The sequence below is a fragment of the Synechococcus sp. GFB01 genome (genome assembly GCF_001039265.1).
In the GTDB taxonomy this organism is placed as follows: domain Bacteria; phylum Cyanobacteriota; class Cyanobacteriia; order PCC-6307; family Cyanobiaceae; genus NIES-981.
In genome coordinates this window covers 1-17,611 of sequence record NZ_LFEK01000024.1, presented here as the reverse complement: position 1 = coordinate 17,611, position 17,611 = coordinate 1, and the positions used below count along the sequence as shown (strand labels likewise).

General features: G+C 65.3%; 17 protein-coding genes and 2 pseudogenes. 13 read left to right on the top strand and 6 right to left on the bottom strand.

Annotation, left to right across the window (positions count from 1 at the left end):
• Window positions 1-9 precede the first annotated feature (9 nt).
• From SYNGFB01_RS14125 to SYNGFB01_RS16230, 7 genes and pseudogenes are all read left to right on the top strand, one after another.
• Window positions 10-1,689 (top strand): hypothetical protein, encoded by a 1,680-nt coding sequence (locus SYNGFB01_RS14125; protein ID WP_152669525.1) that lies wholly within the window; start codon window positions 10-12, stop codon window positions 1,687-1,689.
• Between the two features lie 127 nt (window positions 1,690-1,816).
• Window positions 1,817-2,905, top strand: a complete 1,089-nt coding sequence (locus SYNGFB01_RS04430; RefSeq protein WP_048017098.1) for a hypothetical protein — start codon at window positions 1,817-1,819, stop codon at window positions 2,903-2,905.
• A 65-nt stretch (window positions 2,906-2,970) separates the two neighbouring features.
• A complete protein-coding gene (locus SYNGFB01_RS14120) occupies window positions 2,971-3,189 on the top strand; it encodes a hypothetical protein (protein ID WP_152669524.1) in 219 nt (72 codons plus the stop codon).
• Window positions 3,168-4,682: a hypothetical protein gene (locus tag SYNGFB01_RS04425; RefSeq protein WP_152669523.1), complete on the top strand. Its 1,515-nt coding sequence runs from the start codon at window positions 3,168-3,170 to the stop codon at window positions 4,680-4,682. The genes SYNGFB01_RS14120 and SYNGFB01_RS04425 overlap by 22 nt, the downstream gene beginning before the upstream one ends.
• Window positions 4,679-5,638, top strand: coding sequence for an HAD-IB family hydrolase (locus SYNGFB01_RS12400; protein WP_053068323.1), 960 nt, complete (start codon window positions 4,679-4,681; stop codon window positions 5,636-5,638). Before SYNGFB01_RS04425 ends, SYNGFB01_RS12400 begins: the two co-directional genes overlap by 4 nt.
• Window positions 5,572-5,751 (top strand): annotated as a pseudogene (locus SYNGFB01_RS16235) (hypothetical protein); the annotation flags it as partial. The gene SYNGFB01_RS12400 and the pseudogene SYNGFB01_RS16235, both read left to right, overlap by 67 nt.
• Window positions 5,752-5,824: 73 nt before the next feature.
• Window positions 5,825-6,184 (top strand): annotated as a pseudogene (locus SYNGFB01_RS16230) (flippase-like domain-containing protein); the annotation flags it as partial.
• A gap of 108 nt (window positions 6,185-6,292) precedes the next feature.
• On the opposite strand, the gene SYNGFB01_RS15260 reads toward SYNGFB01_RS16230, so the two are convergent.
• Window positions 6,293-6,475 carry a hypothetical protein gene (locus tag SYNGFB01_RS15260; protein ID WP_072061558.1) on the bottom strand — a complete coding sequence of 61 codons (183 nt, stop codon included), beginning with the start codon at window positions 6,473-6,475 and terminating at the stop codon, window positions 6,293-6,295.
• Window positions 6,476-6,491: 16 nt separating this feature from the next.
• On the opposite strand from SYNGFB01_RS15260, the gene SYNGFB01_RS04405 reads away from it, so the two are divergent.
• The 3 genes from SYNGFB01_RS04405 to SYNGFB01_RS04395 all read left to right on the top strand — a co-directional run bounded on the left by SYNGFB01_RS04405 (window position 6,492) and on the right by SYNGFB01_RS04395 (window position 9,507).
• Window positions 6,492-7,631, top strand: a complete 1,140-nt coding sequence (locus SYNGFB01_RS04405) for a glycosyltransferase (RefSeq protein WP_235299919.1) — start codon at window positions 6,492-6,494, stop codon at window positions 7,629-7,631.
• A 68-nt stretch (window positions 7,632-7,699) separates the two neighbouring features.
• On the top strand, window positions 7,700-8,587 hold the full coding sequence (locus SYNGFB01_RS04400) for a hypothetical protein (protein WP_048017095.1): 888 nt from the start codon (window positions 7,700-7,702) through the stop codon (window positions 8,585-8,587).
• Window positions 8,578-9,507, top strand: coding sequence for a glycosyl transferase (locus tag SYNGFB01_RS04395; protein ID WP_048017094.1), 930 nt, complete (start codon window positions 8,578-8,580; stop codon window positions 9,505-9,507). The genes SYNGFB01_RS04400 and SYNGFB01_RS04395 overlap by 10 nt, the downstream gene beginning before the upstream one ends.
• A 51-nt stretch (window positions 9,508-9,558) precedes the next feature.
• On the opposite strand, the gene SYNGFB01_RS04390 is transcribed toward SYNGFB01_RS04395, so the two are convergent.
• From SYNGFB01_RS04390 to SYNGFB01_RS04370, 5 genes are all read right to left on the bottom strand, one after another.
• On the bottom strand, window positions 9,559-11,037 hold the full coding sequence (locus tag SYNGFB01_RS04390; protein WP_161795850.1) for a protein O-mannosyl-transferase family: 1,479 nt from the start codon (window positions 11,035-11,037) through the stop codon (window positions 9,559-9,561).
• Between the two features lie 283 nt (window positions 11,038-11,320).
• Window positions 11,321-11,638: a hypothetical protein gene (locus SYNGFB01_RS04385; protein ID WP_048017092.1), complete on the bottom strand. Its 318-nt coding sequence runs from the start codon at window positions 11,636-11,638 to the stop codon at window positions 11,321-11,323.
• Between the two features lie 187 nt (window positions 11,639-11,825).
• Entirely contained in the window at window positions 11,826-12,224 is a 399-nt protein-coding gene (locus SYNGFB01_RS04380) for a hypothetical protein (protein WP_152669522.1), read from the bottom strand.
• A 22-nt stretch (window positions 12,225-12,246) separates the two neighbouring features.
• A complete protein-coding gene (locus SYNGFB01_RS13690) occupies window positions 12,247-12,714 on the bottom strand; it encodes a dual specificity protein phosphatase (protein ID WP_082325868.1) in 468 nt (155 codons plus the stop codon).
• 26 nt (window positions 12,715-12,740) lie between these two features.
• The gene (locus SYNGFB01_RS04370) at window positions 12,741-13,967 is read right to left on the bottom strand and encodes a polysaccharide biosynthesis/export family protein (protein ID WP_235299918.1); all 1,227 of its coding nucleotides are present in this window, start codon (window positions 13,965-13,967) and stop codon (window positions 12,741-12,743) included.
• A 561-nt stretch (window positions 13,968-14,528) separates the two neighbouring features.
• On the opposite strand from SYNGFB01_RS04370, the gene SYNGFB01_RS04365 reads away from it, so the two are divergent.
• The 3 genes from SYNGFB01_RS04365 to cysS form a co-directional block, all read left to right on the top strand.
• The gene (locus tag SYNGFB01_RS04365) at window positions 14,529-15,299 is read left to right on the top strand and encodes a hypothetical protein (RefSeq protein ID WP_152669521.1); all 771 of its coding nucleotides are present in this window, start codon (window positions 14,529-14,531) and stop codon (window positions 15,297-15,299) included.
• A 129-nt stretch (window positions 15,300-15,428) separates the two neighbouring features.
• A complete protein-coding gene (locus SYNGFB01_RS04360; RefSeq protein ID WP_048017089.1) occupies window positions 15,429-16,136 on the top strand; it encodes a hypothetical protein in 708 nt (235 codons plus the stop codon).
• A 464-nt stretch (window positions 16,137-16,600) separates the two neighbouring features.
• Window positions 16,601-17,611, top strand: a 1,011-nt coding sequence (cysS, locus tag SYNGFB01_RS04355) for a cysteine--tRNA ligase (protein ID WP_048017088.1), incomplete at its 3' end; no start/stop codon positions are given.

Below are 17,611 nucleotides of genomic sequence, written 5' to 3'. Positions count from 1 at the left end.
TCAACCCGCATGAAACCCATCTCGGCCAGCTTACAACGTCCATTGCTCACAAGGGCATCGGTCGGCGTGATAGGGCTTTCAGGCATCGCAATCCTAATGGCAGGCTTATTTGGCATCCCCCACGAAGACAGCGCTATTCTATATTCTTACTCCGATAATTTAGCGAATACCGGGGTAATTTCATTTTATCCTGGCGGCCCTCGAGCGGAGGGAGCCACCGACTTTGGACGGATGATCCTGATTGCTGCGTTGTCAGGATTAGGGATTTCCAATCATCTTGCTTCCGCTCTTCTGAATATAGCCTTTATCAGTCTACTCTGGTGGCAGTTTGTTCAGCACTTTACGCCTATATGTTCGAAGCCTGCTCGGAACAGCTGCTTCGCTCTTGCCGTATTTCTTCTGATCTTCTTAGGCAGCGGCGCCGCAACATCTGGCCTGTGGGGCTTTTCAACGATCGCCGTGTCTGCGTTAGCCTCGTGCGTACTGCTGATGGCAGCATTCACAGATCTTCCGCCAACCGGGATAGCAATTGGCATCAGCCTTCTCCTGATCAGACCCGATGGTATTGTATGGTACGGCAGCATCATGCTATTTGCATTGATCTCTCGTAGCTTCTTCGGAGATCTGCGCGGAAGGAATAATCTTAAAAGGCGAGCAACCGTTGTAGTCCGTGCCATATTACCGCTTACTGTGCTGGCCGTTTACTGGGCTGCACGATGGATCTATTTCGGCAACCCCTTCCCTTTGCCGTTTTACGTGAAGCAAGGGGCAGTTGACGGATTGGTCCCATGGATTCTTGCCTCCGCCAAAGACCTTGCCGTCAATCCGTATCAAGGGATGGCCTTGATTCTATGCATCTGTTGCTGGCAATTAAGCAGAATCTATATATCTCCGAACAATGTTGAGAGCGATCCGAAAGAGCTTTCAGCAACGACCACGAGCAGTTTGAAAGCAGCAGCACTGCCTGAGTTTTCCAGAAGACTGCCAATCCTCACAGCCATAACCGCAGGGTCAGTTGTCACACAATCCTTCTACCTGTCGAGATTCGTGCTTGAGCAGAATATGAACGATCGCTTTCACGCTCCCTCGCTGGCAGTTTCCGCAGCATTGCTCGGGCTATCAGCGGCAGCAATCATGGAAAGGTGTTCAACGCCAGGCATCAGGACACCCCGCCTATTTCTGCCAATGCTTTTACTAGTAGGCTGCTTGATGAACTATATTACAAATGCACGAATGACGATTGTTTATGCACTTGAAGTCATCACAGAGTCCACTCGAAACAACATTTTGCTGATTGCAAAGGACCTCGCCTCTCTCGGGAGGTCCGGACAGGCGTCTGATCGGCCTCTGCTTCTTGTTACAGAAGCGGGCCGGCTCAATTACTACTCAAAACTTCCAACTATTGATGCCTGGGGGCTAAACACTGCAAGCTACTCAAAAATGCCCCTGCTTGACCCGACAGATATCAGACGTCTCGCTCCAGACCTCATTGGCTTGCATGGGAGCTCCGGCAAGCCAAATTACGCATATGTCCTGGAAGCTTTATCCAAGTCCCCTCCACGCAGAGACTGGGAGGAAATGACCAAGGCCATCGTACAGGGAGCAGTGTTGTCAAAAAATGGGCTGTCCTATGACATTTACATGGTCCCCTTCTTTCGAACAGTGGATCAACCCCTGCATCGGTTTTAGATCGATCCTCGCGCCAGGAGATGTTCCTGGTGCGACGCGATTCATCGCACGCAGAGGCCATTCGGAAGATACTCGTGTCGCGATCTGGAATCCGTGTCGACCCGAGCCAACTGTCGTCCTTCACTCCATGATTTCTCAGTCAGGACTGCCTGCGGGTCGCTTTCCATTCACTCTTTCGCTATCCCTGCTGGTCTACGGCCTCGGAGCCCTGCTCACGCGCTTCCGACCTCCGCCGTTCTCGATCACCTCGCTGGTGCTGAGCTACCAGCAGTTGGGCTGGATCAAGCGCGGTCTGCTTGGCACGCTGCTGCACCCGCTCCTGCCTGATCAACTCTCTCTGACCACGGCCAAGGCGATCTGGGTCGTGCTGGGAGCCCTGGCCGGCAGCCTGCTGGCAGGCCTGATCGCGGCGCTGATCCGCCTCCGCTCCTCCGGCACGATCCTGCTGGCCGTGACCTCGCCCGCCCTGTTCATGCAGCTCGGATACACCTACTTTTATCTTGATATTTTCTGTTTGATTGCCTATGTGGGCGCCCTGCTGATCCTCACCGGCAGGATCTCGCTCACCGGCTGGTTCAGGCCCGCCAGCCTGCTCGTGCTGACAGCGGGCTGCCTGCTCTTCCACGAACTCTCCCTGCTGGCCTTCATGCCCACCCTGGTGATCGTGGCCTGGCGCGATCAGCGACGACTGGCGCTCGCCATGGCCGCCACCGCCCTGATGATCGCGGCGGGCCTGGCCCTCACCGGCTCCTACGCCCACGGACCCGAACAGCTCACCGCCGAACTGCGGGCCCGCTTCAGCGACTTCAGCGACGTGAGCACCTTCGAGCTCACATCCAGCCTCGCCACCAACACCCGCCTCACCTTCATCCACCTGGTGCGCCGGGGTCACATCCTGCCCGCGCTGCCGGCCTTCCTCTACCTTGGGCTCCTCGCAGGGGGCGTGGTGCACTCCCTGCCCCGGAGCCGCTTTGAGATCGTTCTGCTCGCCGCATGCCTCTCCCCCATCGCGCTCATCGTGCTCGCCGGAGACGTGAGCCGCTGGGTGGGCCTGGCCTGCATCAACATCTGGCTGATGGTGCTGGCCGGCCAGCTGCCCTTCGCGCCACGGCGCTGGCGTGCCGTCGCCCTGCTCGCCTGCTTCCCGCTCGGGCCGATCGGCATCGTGGCCGCCTTTCCGCTGATCCAGTCGAAGCTGCGCTGGTTGCCGCTGTGATCCCACTGCGACCGGCTGGCCCTGCCGCCACACNCCCACGCCGCCACCGGCNTGGGGCGATGACGATGGCAGAGCCCTCGTCACCCACGGCTGCACCGCCACGGCTGCAGCGACAAGTCTGGCGCTGGCCGGGACTGCTGGTGGCCTGCCTCCTGGGCCTCACCCAGCTGCTGCTTCGCTCCGACCTGCCGCAGATCTACGCCTTCGCGGTGCGGGGCCCGCCTCCGCCGGCAAACTCGCGCTGCTCGGGCAGGCCCCCCTGGTGCTCGCCGACGATCCGATGATCACGATGCGGGCGGCCCTGTTCGTGCTCCGCACCGGCTGGCCCCAGTTCAACAGCACCGACCTGGCCCAGGCCTCCACCTCCTATCTGCTCCCCTACCTGGGTGCAGCCCTGCTGGCGGTGCTGCCGGCCAATCAAGCCATCCTGGCCCTCTCCCTGCTCGGCATCCTGGCCACCCTGAGCGTGCTGCTCACGGTGCTGCTGGCGGCGCACACGCGGCTCTGGGGGTCGTTTCTGGCCGCCCTGCTGCTGCTCACCAGCACGGTCGGCTTCAGCGGCCATGGCTGGGACCATGTGTATCAGTCGCCGCTGATCGTGGCCGGCTGCCTGCTCGCCCTGCAGCCCCGCTGGACCAACGCCACCGGCCTGGCCGCGGCCGTGCTGCTGTTCCTGGGCTGTGCAATGCGGCCCGATGGGGCACTGATCGCTGCGGCCGCCCTGCTCGGCCGTCTCCTGGGGGGAGGGGCCAGCCAGCGGCGGCCGGCCTGGCTCGCCGCTTCAGCGTTCCTGCTGCTCTCCCTGGGCATGCTGGCGATCAACCACGCCGTGTTCGGCCACTTCACCCCCACCACCTCGCGGCTCAAGCTGGGGGCCGCGGGCCAGATCGGCGGGATCGCCGACTACTTCATCCGCAATGCGGTGGTCTCCTACAGCGCCATGACGGCGGCGCTGATCCTGCTGGCGATCCTCTGGCTCAACCGTGCGCGACTGGATCGAACCGCCCTGGTGATCACGGGCGGCTGCGGCCTCACCCTCGCCTACGCCATCCTGGCCAGCGATGCCTTCGGGGGCTTCCGCATGGCCTGGACCCCGGCCTGCGTGCTGGCCCTGGTGGCCGCCCGCCGGCTCGATCCACCGCTGCAGGTGATCTCGCCGCCAAGCACCACCCTGGCGCTCACCGCCCTGCTGCTGGTGGCCTGCCTCAGCTTCCCGGGTCAGATCACCGACCGGATCAGGGCCCTGCGCCAGGTCTCGCCAGGCTCCGAAACCGCCCAGCAATACCTCCTGGCCCGCTGGATCGACACTTACCTGAGCCCCTCCGATGGAGCGATCGGCTGGTATCAGCTGGGCACCGCCTTCTTCCTGCCCCGCTTCGAGGCCGCCGATTTCCTCGGCAAGGCCGATGAGGCCATCGCGGCTCTGCCTCCCCATCCCGGTCAGCTCGTGGGCCACAACAAGTGGGATGTGGCCACGACCATGGCCAAGTGGCGGCCCCAGGCCATCCTCCACCCCTGGGCCGGCGACCTGGCGATCGGCGGCGAACGCCGCCTTCGCACCCTCCAGCATGCCCGCGATCAGCTCGCGCTCAACAACTACACCGCCCATACCCTCGTGGATCCGGCCGTGCGCGCGGCCTATCTGGCCTGCCGGCCGGCCGACGCCCCGGACAGCCTGGCCTGGGGGCTGCTGCTGCGCCGCGACCTGGCCGCCAGCCATGCCGATGCCCTGCGCTGCCTGCCCCTGGCGCCCGGCCCCTCCTCCGCCACGCGATGACCACGACCTGGCTGGCGGTGTTCGATGTGGACGGCACCCTGCTGCGGGGTGACTGCCTGGTTGTGGCGGCACGACGCGAGCATCCCGGGCTTCGCTTCCTTTGGCTGGGCCTGGGCTTCCTCCCTTCCCTGCTGCTGCGAGGGCTCAAGCGGCTCAGCACGGGCCAGCTCAAGGAACGGTTTCTGGCCCGGTTCCTCAGCGCCGACGACGGCTGCATCACCCCGCTGGATGAGGCCTTCGTGGATCAGCTCTGCAGCCGGCTGCACCCCGAGGCCCTGGCGCGGCTGCGCTGGCACCAGAGCCGCGGGGATCGGGTGGTGCTGTGTTCCGCCTCGCCCCGCTGTCTGCTGCAGGGTCTCGCCGATCGCCTCGGCGTGGAGCTGATCGCCACCGAGCTGGAGAGCCGCGCAGGCCGCTGGACCCCAAGCCTGGCCGGCCCCAACTGCAAGGGGCCCGAAAAGGTGCGCCGCCTCGAGGAGCACCTCGGCGGGCTCGAGGGTCTGTGCATCGAGGCCTACGGCGACAGCTCCGGTGACCGCGAACTGCTGCAGCGCGCCGATCGGCCCCATTACCGCAGCTTCTCCCACGGCGTGCGCCCCTATCCCGGCCCCGGGCTGGGGGCGCTGCTGCCGGTGATGGCCGTGGCGCTGCTGGCCTACGGCCTGCTGGGGGTGTGGAGCCAGGGGGGCGCCCTGGGGCCCCTGCTCACCCGTCTGTGGCCCACGATCGCCGTGGGGCTGCTGCTCGTGCTGCTGGGCTACGCCATCCGTTTCCTGCGCTGGCGCCTGCTGCTCGGGGCCGTGGGCCAGAGACCCCCCTGGCTCCCGATGCCCGGATCTGGATGGGATCGTTCGCCTTCACGGCCACGCCGGGCAAGGCTGGCGAGGCCGTGCGATCCCTGCTGCTGCGCCAGCACTGCGGCACCCCGGCTCCCCTCAGCCTGGCCGCGCTGGTGATCGAACGCCTCACCGACGGCCTCGCCGTGGTGCTGCTGGTGATCCTCAATCTGCCGCTGCTGCTGCGCCTGCGGATGCCGCTGATCGTGCCGCTGCTCGGCGCTCTGGCGCTCGGCCTGGCCGCCGCCTTGCTGCTGCGCCCGGCCGGGCGTGCGCGGGCTGCTGCGCTCGCTCCTGGAACGGTCGATGCCGCAGAGCCTGGCCGCGGCCTCGCGCGACGGCGGCCGGGCGGCCTTCGCCCTGCTGAGACCGGGCCTGCTGCTCACGGCCACCCTGATCGGTGCCCTGGCCTGGTCGATCGAGGCCGTGAACCTGGCCCTGCTGCTGCAGCGGATCGGCGTTCCGGCGGTGAGCTGGGGCGGAGCCATCCTGGCCCACACCGCCGCCGGACTGATCGGTGCCCTCTCGCTGCTTCCTGGTGGTCTCGGCAGCACCGAGGCGGGCACCGTGGGGCTGCTCTCGCTCCAGGGCGTGCCGGTGGCCGCCGCCACGGCGGCCACGCTGCTGATCCGCCTGATGACCCTCTGGTTCGCCACCGCCCTCGGCGTGCTCTGCCTGCTGGCTGCGCCGCAGCGGCACCGTCCAGCAGCCYYGAACCCGCCCGCCGGCTGCGGCCCTCAACCCCCATGGACCCTCCCTCCAGGATCTCGCGGGCTACCGACTGCCGGCCACCTGGTCGCCGGGCGCGCCCCGCTGGCGCCAGGCGCTCTGGCAGCTGATCGGCCTGCCCCTGCTGGCCGGCCACTGGCCCGGCACACCCTGGCGGAAGGCGCTGCTGAGGGCCTTCGGGGCCCGGATCGGCGCCGGCGGCCGCCTCAAGCCCAGGCTGCGCGTCAAGTTCCCCTGGCGCCTGGTGATCGGCGAACACTGCTGGCTCGGCGAGGGGGTGTGGATCGACAACCTGGCGCCGGTGACCCTGGGCGACCGGGTCTGCCTCTCGCAGGGGGCGTTCCTGTGCACCGGCAACCACGACTACCGTTCGCCGGGTTTCGACCTGCGCGTGCAGCCGATCAGCATCGCCTCCGATGCCTGGATCTGCGCCGGCGCCGTGCTCGCCCCCGGCACCCGGGTGGGCGCCGGGGCGGTGGTGGCCCTCGGCGCCGTGGCGCGAGGGGAGGTGCCTGCCGGCACCATCCTGCAGGGCAATCCGGCCGTGCGGGTGGGATCCCGGCGGCGGCCCGGCCCTCATCCTGATCCCCCTCTCCGCGCAGCCAGCCGCTTGCCAGCCCCGATCCTGCTGATCGTTCCCACGCTCGACTCCCACCAGTTGCTGGATCGGCTGGTGGAGTCGCTGCAGCGTCAGAGCTACCCCCACTGGCGGGTGCTGTTCATCGATGGGCCCAGCCGGCCGGAGCATCGCGCCCGGCTGGAGGAGCTGGCGGGCGCCGACCCGCGGCTGTGCTGGCAGCCCCAGGATCCCGCCCTGCCCGGCATCTTCGGCGCCATGAACCAGGGCTTCAGCGCCGCCCGCCCCGACGAGTGGCTGCTCTTCTGGGGAAGCGACGACTGGGCCCCCGCTGCCGATGTGCTGGAACGTGCCGCGGCCACCCTCGCCGAGGGAGACTCCTGCGATCTGCTCGTCTGCACCGGGCGCTACGTGCGCCACGGCAGCCCTGGCCGTCCCTCCCGCTTCCGGCGTCTCGGCAGCTACCGCTGCAGCCTGTTCCTGGGATCCACCCCGCCCCACCAGGCCACCCTGATCAGCCCTCAGGCGCGCAGCCTTGGCCTTCGCTACTCGCCGCTGTTTCGCCTCTCAGGCGACCTCGACTATTTCCTGCAGCTCTCCAGCCACGGCGATCTGCGCGTGCGATCGCTCGACCTGGTGCTGGTGCACATGGCGGCGGGCGGCGTGAGCGGCGTCCAGCACCGGCGCCGGCTCCGGGAGGTGCGCCTGGCCTACCTCCGGGCCTTCGGCAGCCTGTGGGTCGTTCCATTCGCGCTGCGCTATCTGCAGCGGGCGCTCAGCCTGCTGGAGGGTCGTTCGGTCGCCTAATCTGCCGCGACCCGCCCTCGAGCCCCGGTGCAGCGACCCACCCTGGTGGTGTTCGGGGCCTCCAGTCTGTGCGGTGCAGCCCTGCTGGAGCAGCTACCGACCACAACGCCGCTGCTCTGCTTATCCCGCCACCCCCCGCAGGAAACCATCGGCCCTCCTGGCGGCACTGCGATCTCACCGCCACCACCCCCACGGCCCTGGCCGAGGCAGCGGCCCTGCTGCCCTCCGGCCCCCAGCTCTGGCTGAGCTTCAGCCACCTCTGGCTGCTCGCTCCGTTCCTGAGCACGCTCGCAGACCACCACCCGGAGGCGCTGAACGGTCTGCGGGGGATCGTGGCCTGCTCGTCGTCGAGCGTCGTCACCAAGCGCTTCGCCTGGAATCCCTACGACCGCGCCCTGGTGAAGCGGCTTGAGGGCGCCCGGCTGCAGCTCGAGCAAGCGTGCCTGGGGCTCGGGGTTCCTGCCTGCATCCTCGCCCCCACCATGATCCATGGGCACTGCGGCGACACAAGCGATCGCAACGTGGAGGCGCTCCGCCGCATCCTGCGGCGGCTGCCGCTGCTGCCGCTGCCCCGGCACACGGGTCTGCGCCAACCCATTGCCGCTGGCGATCTCGTGGCCGTGGCGCTGGATCGGCTGAAACGCCTCGGCAGCGAGGCCGGATCGGACGGTGCGGCTGAGGGGCTCGTGTGCCAGCTGCTGCTGGGCGGCGATGAGCAGCTCAGCTACCGGGCCCTGCTGGAGCGCATCCAGACCATCGACCCCGGCGCCGCACGCTGCCGGCTGATCCCCCTGCCCAACCGCCTCTTCCAGGCCCTCGCGGCACCGCTGCTGCTGATGTCCCCACGGCACTACGAGGCGGTGCTGCGGCTGAGTGCGGATCTGGCCGGTTTCGCCACCGTGGCCGACCTCCTCGATCGCGACGCCCGCCCCTTCCACCCCGGTCCATGGCTCTGACCCCCCTGCTCAGCGCAGCGCTTCCGGCGGCCCTGCTCAGCTGGGCCGCCACCGGCCTCATGCTGCCCTGGTTGCGGCGCTCCCTGCTGGATCACCCCAATGCGCGCAGCGCTCACTTACAGCCGACCCCACGAGGCGGCGGACTGGGCTTCGTTTTGGTGAGCAGCGCCTGGGCCCTGCCCCGCGTGCCTCTGCTCTGCCTGCCGCTGGCCATTGTGGGGTTTCTCGACGACCGGGTGAATCTTCCGGCCAGCTGGCGCTACAGCGCCCAGCTGCTCACCGCGATGGCACTGCTTGCCAGCGCGGCCCTGCCCCTGCCCAGCGGATGGCTGAGGCTGCCGCTGCTGCTGGTGCTGCTGGTGGCGATCACGGCGGTGATCAACTTCGTGAACTTCACCGACGGCCTCGATGGACTGGTGGCCGGCTGCGGCGCCGTGCTGTTCGCTGTGGCGGGTCTGAGCCTTGATCTCAGCTGGGCCTGGGTTCTGGCCGGCAGCCTGGTGGGATTCCTGGTGTGGAACTGGAGCCCGGCGAAGGTGTTCATGGGCGATGTGGGCAGCACCTACATCGGCGCGGCGTTTGCTGGTGCGGCCCTGCAGGCCCCTTCCGCCCTCCAGGCTCTGGGGTTGCTGCTGGTGGGATTTCCGCTGCTCGGTGATGCCTGCAGCTGCGTGCTGCGCCGGCTTGCCGCCGGCCATCCGGTGTTTCAGGCCCACCGTCTGCATCTGTTCCAGCGGCTGCATCAGGCGGGCTGGGCGCACCGCCGGGTCGCCCTGCTCTACATCGGCGCCACCACCCTGCTCGGGGCCGGCCTGCTGCTTGGGGGGTTTACAACATTGCTGGGCCTGATCGCCCTCGAGGCGCTGGTGGGTCTGGCCCTCGATCGCTGGGTGGCCGTGCCCTGGCAGAAGGTGGCTTAGGAGCTCAGGGAGAGAGGCCTCCTTGGAACAGCGCCCAGGAGCGACGACTGATCAACGCGGACAGCCGCAGTTGTAGAGGGCCCATGCGCAACCATTGGGCTTGAGCTTGATGCGCTGCACCTCGCGACCGGAGCTCTGTTCAATGAGCTCGGCCTTGTCGTCTGAAATGGTGAAGTAGTGACTTGCTGGAGCATCGACAGCCAACTTCACATCGAGCCGCTTCGAGGGCTGACCAACCGTTGCATGATACCACAACGCCCTGCTGAGGCTGTAGTCGGTGCTCCCATCGATGAAAACGCTGGCCCCCTCGGGCAACACGCTGACGATCTCACGCGCCTTGAGGTCGATCGGATTGTCGAAAAGCTTCAAGGATTTGTAGCCCAGATAGAGCTGCGCTGAAAGGGTGGCGACGAGACCGACCACCACCAGCAGGCGGCCCTGCCTGGGATTGGCGAAGAAGCCAGACGTCAATGCCTCTTCAACGGCGGACATCGCTACTGGAAGGAGCAGGGCATATGGCACCAGATAATAAACCCGCACATCATGAATCGGGTATGAGATTGCATACAGAATATGACCGGATGCAGCCACAACCAGGAGCCACCGAATCTGCTGCGACGTCACTCCGTCCTGACGGGAGCGATCGTTCACCAGCTGGCAGCGACCCTGCCGCAGCGCCGAGATCAGAGAGCCGAGGTTGGCGATCAGGGTGTAACCCAGCAGGAGGGTCAGGGGCAGACCGAAATCCTGCAGCGTGATTCTCAGAACCTGAACCACGGAGCCAGCAAACAACCGTGGAGACAGATAAGTGGACCCGATAAGACCCTTGAACTGTCCTCCCAGCACATAGTCAACAATCCTGGACACACTGGCGTCTCGACCCACATACTCGAGATAGGGACCTCCTTGATGCGACAAGTAGTAGATATAGACATACTGGCCAAGGCCGAATAGCACAAGAAGAGGCAGAACCAGGATGACGGCGACAACCGCGCGGCGCCTGGTCGGCGACAGCGCCAACGCCAGGAAGAAAGCNGGCATGGACATCAAGGTTGTCAGATGATTACCGAAACTCAGGGAGTAAACACATAGCGACAGCAGCAATAGAGACAGCTTCTGAGCAGCGATAAAGCGGCTCAGTAAATAGATACTGAGACTTGAAAGGAAAACGGCTAGGGTATAGACTTCCGGCTCAGTTGACTGCGACCAGTAGGTCATTGACAGCCCCAGAAGAGCCGGGGCGGCCAGCCGAAGCAACGGAGATGCGACAAGCTGCCGTGTGATCAGATACACAGGCAGCAGTGAGCCCACACCAAAGGCCAACGAGACAAGCGAGATTCGCTGATAGGGCGGGAGCCAGACAAGTGACTCCCCAAACAGCCTGGAAATCAGCAGATACAGCGGATATCCAGTGGAATGCGGCGTGCCTCCAATCGCCCACAGGAACTGCCATTTAGCTGAGTCGCCATATTCAACTCTACCACCAATACCAGGATACAGAGTGTGCCAATAGAGCAGGCAGAAAGCCAAGCTGAGCACAACAAAAGCGAGCCACTCAGGATCAGCTGGTACGGCCAACCACCCCGACGAAGACTTCCTGAATGAAGACCTCAAGGATGCACCCCTGAATGCCGAGTTCAGCACGTGATACGTCTATCGTAATCATAGGATCATACCACTACAATGCAGCTTCAGAGAGTACCCAACAGGGTCAGGTTCTGCGGCGTCTGTGACACCATCAACGGTTCATGACGGCATGAGTTGTGTTGTCGTGGCTATCCACCGCTGCGGGCCTGTTTCAGGATCTGCACGGTCAGGGAGCAGGCCAGGGCAGCCTGTTGATGGCCTCCCGATACTGACTGGCCAGCCAGCGGGCACCGGCAGCGGAGAAATGGCAGCCGTCGTAGCGCCAGCGGCGCTGCGCCGGGATGGCGTCGCTGTCGGCGCTCAGGAAGGCACCGGGCAGGCGGGCCGCCACCGCCCGCTGCGCCGCCCGCACCGGCTCCCAGCCTGCGGGATTCTGCAGCGAACAGGCCGACGCCACGGCAATCCCGAACGGAGCTTCTGGATAGACCCGCCGTGTGCGCGCCACCACCGCCTCCAGGGCCTGCTCGTAGTCGCGCTGCCGCATTCCCGGCCTGGTGACGGCAGTTCCGAGCTCCAGTCCGCCGGCGTCACTTTCGCCTGATGCCAGAGCACCAGCGGCGTGGCCAGGCCCGCCTGCGCCATCGCCGCCAGCACCTGATCATGGCGGTGGGAGAGATCGCCATAGGCCCAGCTGAGAATGCTGGATGACCCCTGGGCGAAGGGAATCACGATCACGGGCGCCCGGAGCGGCGTACCAGATCAACCGCCAGGTAGGTGATCACGTTGCCGCCGCTGCCATCGGCGCCGATCAGCGGCTCGCTGTAGGTGAAACAGCGCCCCGAACGCCAGTCGAACTGGAGCAGATTGGCAGGAATCGGCAGACCGTAGTAGGCAGGTCGCACGCTGTTGGCGGCGTTGCTCTGGCCGAAGCTGGCCACGGCGAGATGTTCCCGCGGGCACGGGCGGGGCTGGGGCGCTTGGTGGGGCAGCGCTGCGAGGCCTTGCCGCGCGATCCAGTCGGCGAGGGAGCGCAGCGGCCCATGGCCGGGGGCCTGCGGCACGTACCAGCTGCGTGCCACCAGGCCACCAGCGGCAAACGACAGAGCGGCGAGCAGGAGGGCGCCGGTCACCCATGCCACCCGGCGCCGGGCTTCAGGCTNCCTGAGCACAGGCTCCGGCAGCCCATTCGCGCAACACCTTCAGCTGTTGGGGCAGGGGGTTGGTGGGCGGGTGAACCTCCCGCACGTAGTCGAGCGCGCGCTGCATCGACAGCCCGCGGGTGTGCATCAGCCAGCCCATTGCCACCAGGGGCGAACGTTCGACCCCGGCCACGCAGTGCAGATAGACGGGGCCATGGGCCCGCAGCCTGGCGAGCCGATCCAAGGCCCTGGAGAGCTGCCGGTGCTGAAGCCAGAGACCCGTGCGGTGATCGGGAAGCACCAGACGATCGCAGACGAAGCGCCCGGCAAGGTCGGGGGGTGGAGGCACCTCCTCAATGCTGCAGAGACTGAACACGGCACGGATGCCCTCGCTCTCCAGCGTGGCCACGTCGTGTTGATCGGCGGGCGCGGTGCCGACGACCAGCTCATCCACGAGCAGCCAGCTCAGATACAGCGGCATGGAGTTGGGGAATTCGGGATGACGCGTTAGTTGTTGTTGTCGTCGAGCAGCCTGAACAGGGTCAGCACATTCACCAGGCCGGTAATCGGGGTGGTCACGGCTCCCAGCGCATCCGAACTCACGGCATACCAGTTGCGGTTCACGATCACCGTGTCGCCATCCACGAGGGGCGGGTTGGCATTGTTGGCCACGCCTTGGTTGTAATCCAGCTGAAAGGTCTTGCGGAAGGCGCTGCCGTTGCGATTGATCCGCACCAGCTCGATGTCGGCCTTGTTGGCACGCCAGGTGCTCACATCACCGGCTGCCAGAATGGCCTGCATCAGGGGGGTGTTGGCCGGCACCGAGAGGCGTCCCGGGGCTCTCACCTCACCCACCACATTCACGGTGATCGCCGTGGGAGCCAGCGTCGTTGACGCCAGTTCATTCACGGTGGATGCCACCGGCCGGGTCACCCGCTCCACCCGGATGGTGTCGCCATCGAACAGCAGCGGGTTCTGCAGCTGATCACCCTCCCGCACCAGGGCGAGCAGGTCGAGACGGGCGCGCTTGAACTGGGCTCGTTCGCCGGGCAGGCGGCGCTGCAGCGTCACCATCGAGAGATTGGCCATCGTGGTGATCCCGCCGGCTTTCTGGATCGCATCCACCAGGGTGGGCAGACCGGAGATGGAAACGGCGGCCTCGGTCTTGGAGGCTTCCGTGGTGGTGAGGGTGTACAGACCCGGCTTCTGCACCTCACCCACCACGNCAACGCGGAGCGGCCGAGCCCCTGAAACGGAGAGAATCAGATCCGGCCGCTGCAGCTGGCGGCCGTAGATCTGCTGCAGCCACTGCGTGGCCTGGGAGATGGTGAGACCGGTCAACCGCACGGAACCCACCAGGGGCATGGTGGCCGTTCCGTCATTGAGCACCGCGAAATCGCCGGAGAGATCGGCAGCGCCCAGAAAGCGGATCGCCAGTCTGTCGCCGGGACCGATGATATAAACGTCTTCCTGAAGAACGCTGGGAGGCGGAGCATCGGTGGGCACGGGATCCAGTCCCACAGGGCCCGAGCCGGTCTGCAGGGAGACCGGAAGATCGGCGGCCCGGCCGGTCTGGGGGGCAGTGCCACGCACCGACTGCAGTGCCGAATCCACCGCGGCCTGGGAACGACCCTGAGCGGGATCGGCTAAAGCCGGCGCAGCGCCGACAGGGATGGCCAGTGTTCCCATCAGCGGCACGAAACCGGCAGCCAGAGCGCGAACCGGGCGATACATCATTCTCCTCTGTTCTCCCCGGGGGAATGCAGACGCCCTCATCGGAAAGGACATGGACGACGAACGCAGACCTTATGGATTGCGGGCACCCTAAGGCATGCGCGCCAGTAACACCAGACACCCGACAACCCACGCTTGTCTGGTGTTCAAAAGACAGTATGCTCCCGACACAATGCCAGTTGACCCCGGGCAATGCCACAGCCAGGCGCAGCCTCGAAGCCAGCCGGCATGGTTCATCCAGCCCTGCGGTCTCTCTATGCAGTGGGGGCTGCGCTTTGGACGCTGATCCCTGGCCTCGCACCCCAGGCGTTTGCCCAGCCGCAATGGGAATACGTGGGTGATGCGCCTGTCAGCGATCCCGCAACTTTCACGACCGGTTCATCAACTGGCCCAGCATGGGTCTACGTACCTGAGTCCGAGGTGATGGATCAGGATCGGGTGGTTCAGGAGTCTGGCGATGGTCCAGAGCCTCCGCCTCTGGAATCACCCCCACTTCCGAGCGTTTACAACGTTCGGGGCCTTGCCCGCGGCATCACGGTGAACGGCCGGCCTTACCCCGATGTGGGCCTCTACGTGCCGAACGCCTTCGCCCAGGATGCCGGCTTCTTCATGTCGACCACGCTCGACTGGGTGAACCGTACCCGCTTCTGCGAGGTAGCCGATGGTGGTGACTGGACCGACTGCGCCGATGGCGTTGCCTACTTCGATTTCACCCCCTTCAAGTCCAAGAATGCCAGCCTGGGCTTCCAGTGGGCAGTTCAGAGTCTGTCAGGCCGGAACAACGGCACCGGCGCACTCGCAGGCCAGAGCCTCGGATTCCGAACTGCCTGGAACATCACGCCCACCACCGCCGTGGCTTTCGGCGGCGAACACATCGTTCAGCTCGACTCCTCAACTGACCTGGGCCGCAATTTCTATCTGGTCTTGTCTCAGGCAGTGCCGCTCAATCGTGCTCACAAACCGATCGTCATGGTGGCCACAGCTGGGATCGGATCAGATTTTTACGGCTATGCCGGCAATGGTTTCGGTTCCACCAACTGCCTGAGCGGCAACAACATCAGCAGCACTGACTATCCCGAAGGAAATGACTGCTGGTGGGGTCCCATCGGCTCACTGAGCGTCAGCTTCGGCAGCCAGTTCTCGATCGGGTTCGAAAGCTTCGGCTATGGGATCGGGGCAGGAATCTCGGCCAGGCCCTTTGACGGCATCCCCCTCACCTTTTCACTCTACGTGACCGATTTTCTCGGCAACTACCCCGACTGGATCGATACCTTCTGCACGGATGACCCCTGCGAGCCCCGCTATTATGGCAGGGTGACCCTGTCCTTCTGAGCCTCCGGGCGAACTGTGCAATCCATCGGCGCGTGATTCAGTAGTCACGAATACGAGATGTTCCATGATTGGGATTGATCAGCTATAGTCGCATTCCCTCCTTCCACGCCGATCAGCGGCTCTCGGTTCATGCGGCTCACCCTTCCTCTGGCGCTGGCCACCGCCACAGCCTTTTCCGTCTACACCCTGCCCGTGCGCGCCATGCCACAGGCGGGCCTCAACCTGGTGAGGATCGACAACGAAGGCGTGCAGCCCCTGCCGGATCTGCAGAAACTGTCGGCAGCATCCCGATCGGCTCTGCCTTCAGCCGGCGTTGCGATTCCAGCCGATGGGCGACAGGCCGATCCCCTGATCAGCCAGGCTGCCAGTGGGTCGGGAACAGCCGCCTCCGCCACGGATAAGGATGCCAAATTGCTACCCACAGGCAAGGAAGATTGGACAATCTGCTACAACGGCCCCCTTCCCAACTTCGATTCTTTCGAGTATCTCTCGATCCGCAATCCAAAGAATGGAGAAGAGGTTGAACGGATCTCCCTGACATCCAGCAGGATTTCCTATTCTCAGGATCGCACCTGCATGACGATCGATCCTGAGACTGAGATCGAGATCGGCGAGAAATTCTGCGCCCTGCTTCCTGATGGACCCAATCCTCTGCCTTCAAGGCGGGATCAGGAGCCTTGCTGTTTCACTGTGGCGCCCCCTGCTGCGGCTGCAGCTCCCGCCGGTGGCGGCCCATGGTGGCTTCTGATTATTCCGGTTGCCGGAGTGGCGATCTGTGCCCTTGCAGGCTGCTTCAACGGCGGTGGTGACGGTGGCGGTGCACGCAGTTCTCGCTGAGCCTCCGAGCTCCCCCGACAATCTCCAGATCCTTCATCCAAAGACAACCTCTTCACCGTTACACCTGCCATGACTGGCCTTCCATCCGCATTCATCCCGAGTGTTCTCGGTTCTGTCGCCCTGGCTGCCGCATCCTTCTCGGCTCCTGCTTTCTCCGGGGAGGTCGAACAATCTCCCTGCCTGCGTCAACGCACCCTCGCCGCAACCACCCCTCCGGTGCAGACCCATGTTGTGGAGGCGCGTATGCCGGGTTCAGGTGGTGAACTGATCGCGCAGGCTCCCACCGGACGGGTCCTCCCCGCCGACTTCCCGGCCTGCACCTATCGCGTACCGCCGGTTCCCCAGGTACCCGTTCAGGTGCCCATTCGCGGTCTCTACTGATCCCGTCTGCTGATCCGAAAAAGGTCCAGGGAGGAAGCCCTGGCGAGTACCGTGCCGCCAGCGCTGTTCTCACCGGGCTTCCCTTGACCCTGAGGCTCACCAACACGCTCACCCGCCGTCTCGAGGAGTTCCGGCCCCTCCGGCCGGGGCGGGTGAGCATCTACTGCTGCGGCGTTACGGTCTACGACCTCTGCCACCTTGGTCATGCCCGCAGCTATATCGCCTGGGACGTGCTGCGCCGCCACCTGATCTGGAGCGGCTACGCGGTGACGTTCGTGCAGAACTACACCGACATCGACGACAAGATCCTGGGCCGCGCCGCCGAGGAGGGCAGCTCGATGGAGGCGGTGAGCGAGCGCAACATCGCCGCCTTCGTGGCCGACATGGCCCGGCTCAACATCCTGCCGGCCGACCACATGCCCCGCGCCACCGGCAGCCTGGCCGCGATCCGCTCCCTGATCCAGGAGCTGGAGGAGAAGGGGGCGGCCTACTCCGCTGATGGCGATGTGTATTTCGCCGTCATGAAGCATGCCGGCTACGGCAAGCTCTCCGGTCGCGATCTGGCCGAACAGCTGGAGGGTGCCTCGGGGCGCCTCAGCGACGAGGAGGAGGCCCGCAAGCGGCACCCGTTCGACTTCGCGCTCTGGAAGGCCGCCAAGCCGGGCGAACCCAGCTTCCCCTCCCCATGGGNCCCCGGCCGGCCCGGCTGGCACATCGAGTGCTCGGCGATGGTGCGCGAGGAGCTCGGCGACACGATCGACATCCACCTCGGCGGCGCCGATCTGATCTTTCCCCACCACGAGAACGAGATCGCCCAGTCGGAGGCGGCCACCGGCAAGCCGCTGGCGCGCACCTGGCTGCACAACGGCATGGTGAATGTGGGCGGCGAGAAGATGAGCAAGTCGCTCGGCAACTTCACCACCATCCGCGCCCTGCTCGATTCGGGCGTCTCACCGATGACGCTGCGGCTGTTCGTGCTGCAGGCTCACTACCGCAAGCCGCTCGATTTCACCGCCGCGGCCCTCGAGGCCGCCGCCACCGGCTGGAAGGGGCTCAACGCCGCCCTGCTCCTGGCCGGTGGGGCCTCCGTTGCC

Bases quoted from the DNA above. Each gene is read 5' to 3' on its own strand.
- SYNGFB01_RS14125 (WP_152669525.1), top strand. From the start codon at position 10: ATGAAACCCATCTCGGCCAGCTTACAACGTCCATTGCTCACAAGGGCA.
- SYNGFB01_RS04430 (WP_048017098.1), top strand. From the start codon at position 1,817: ATGATTTCTCAGTCAGGACTGCCTGCGGGTCGCTTTCCATTCACTCTT.
- SYNGFB01_RS14120 (WP_152669524.1), top strand. From the start codon at position 2,971: ATGGCAGAGCCCTCGTCACCCACGGCTGCACCGCCACGGCTGCAGCGA.
- SYNGFB01_RS12400 (WP_053068323.1), top strand. From the start codon at position 4,679: ATGACCACGACCTGGCTGGCGGTGTTCGATGTGGACGGCACCCTGCTG.
- SYNGFB01_RS04395 (WP_048017094.1), top strand. From the start codon at position 8,578: ATGGCTCTGACCCCCCTGCTCAGCGCAGCGCTTCCGGCGGCCCTGCTC.
- SYNGFB01_RS04385 (WP_048017092.1), bottom strand. From the start codon at position 11,638: ATGCGGCAGCGCGACTACGAGCAGGCCCTGGAGGCGGTGGTGGCGCGC.
- SYNGFB01_RS04360 (WP_048017089.1), top strand. From the start codon at position 15,429: ATGCGGCTCACCCTTCCTCTGGCGCTGGCCACCGCCACAGCCTTTTCC.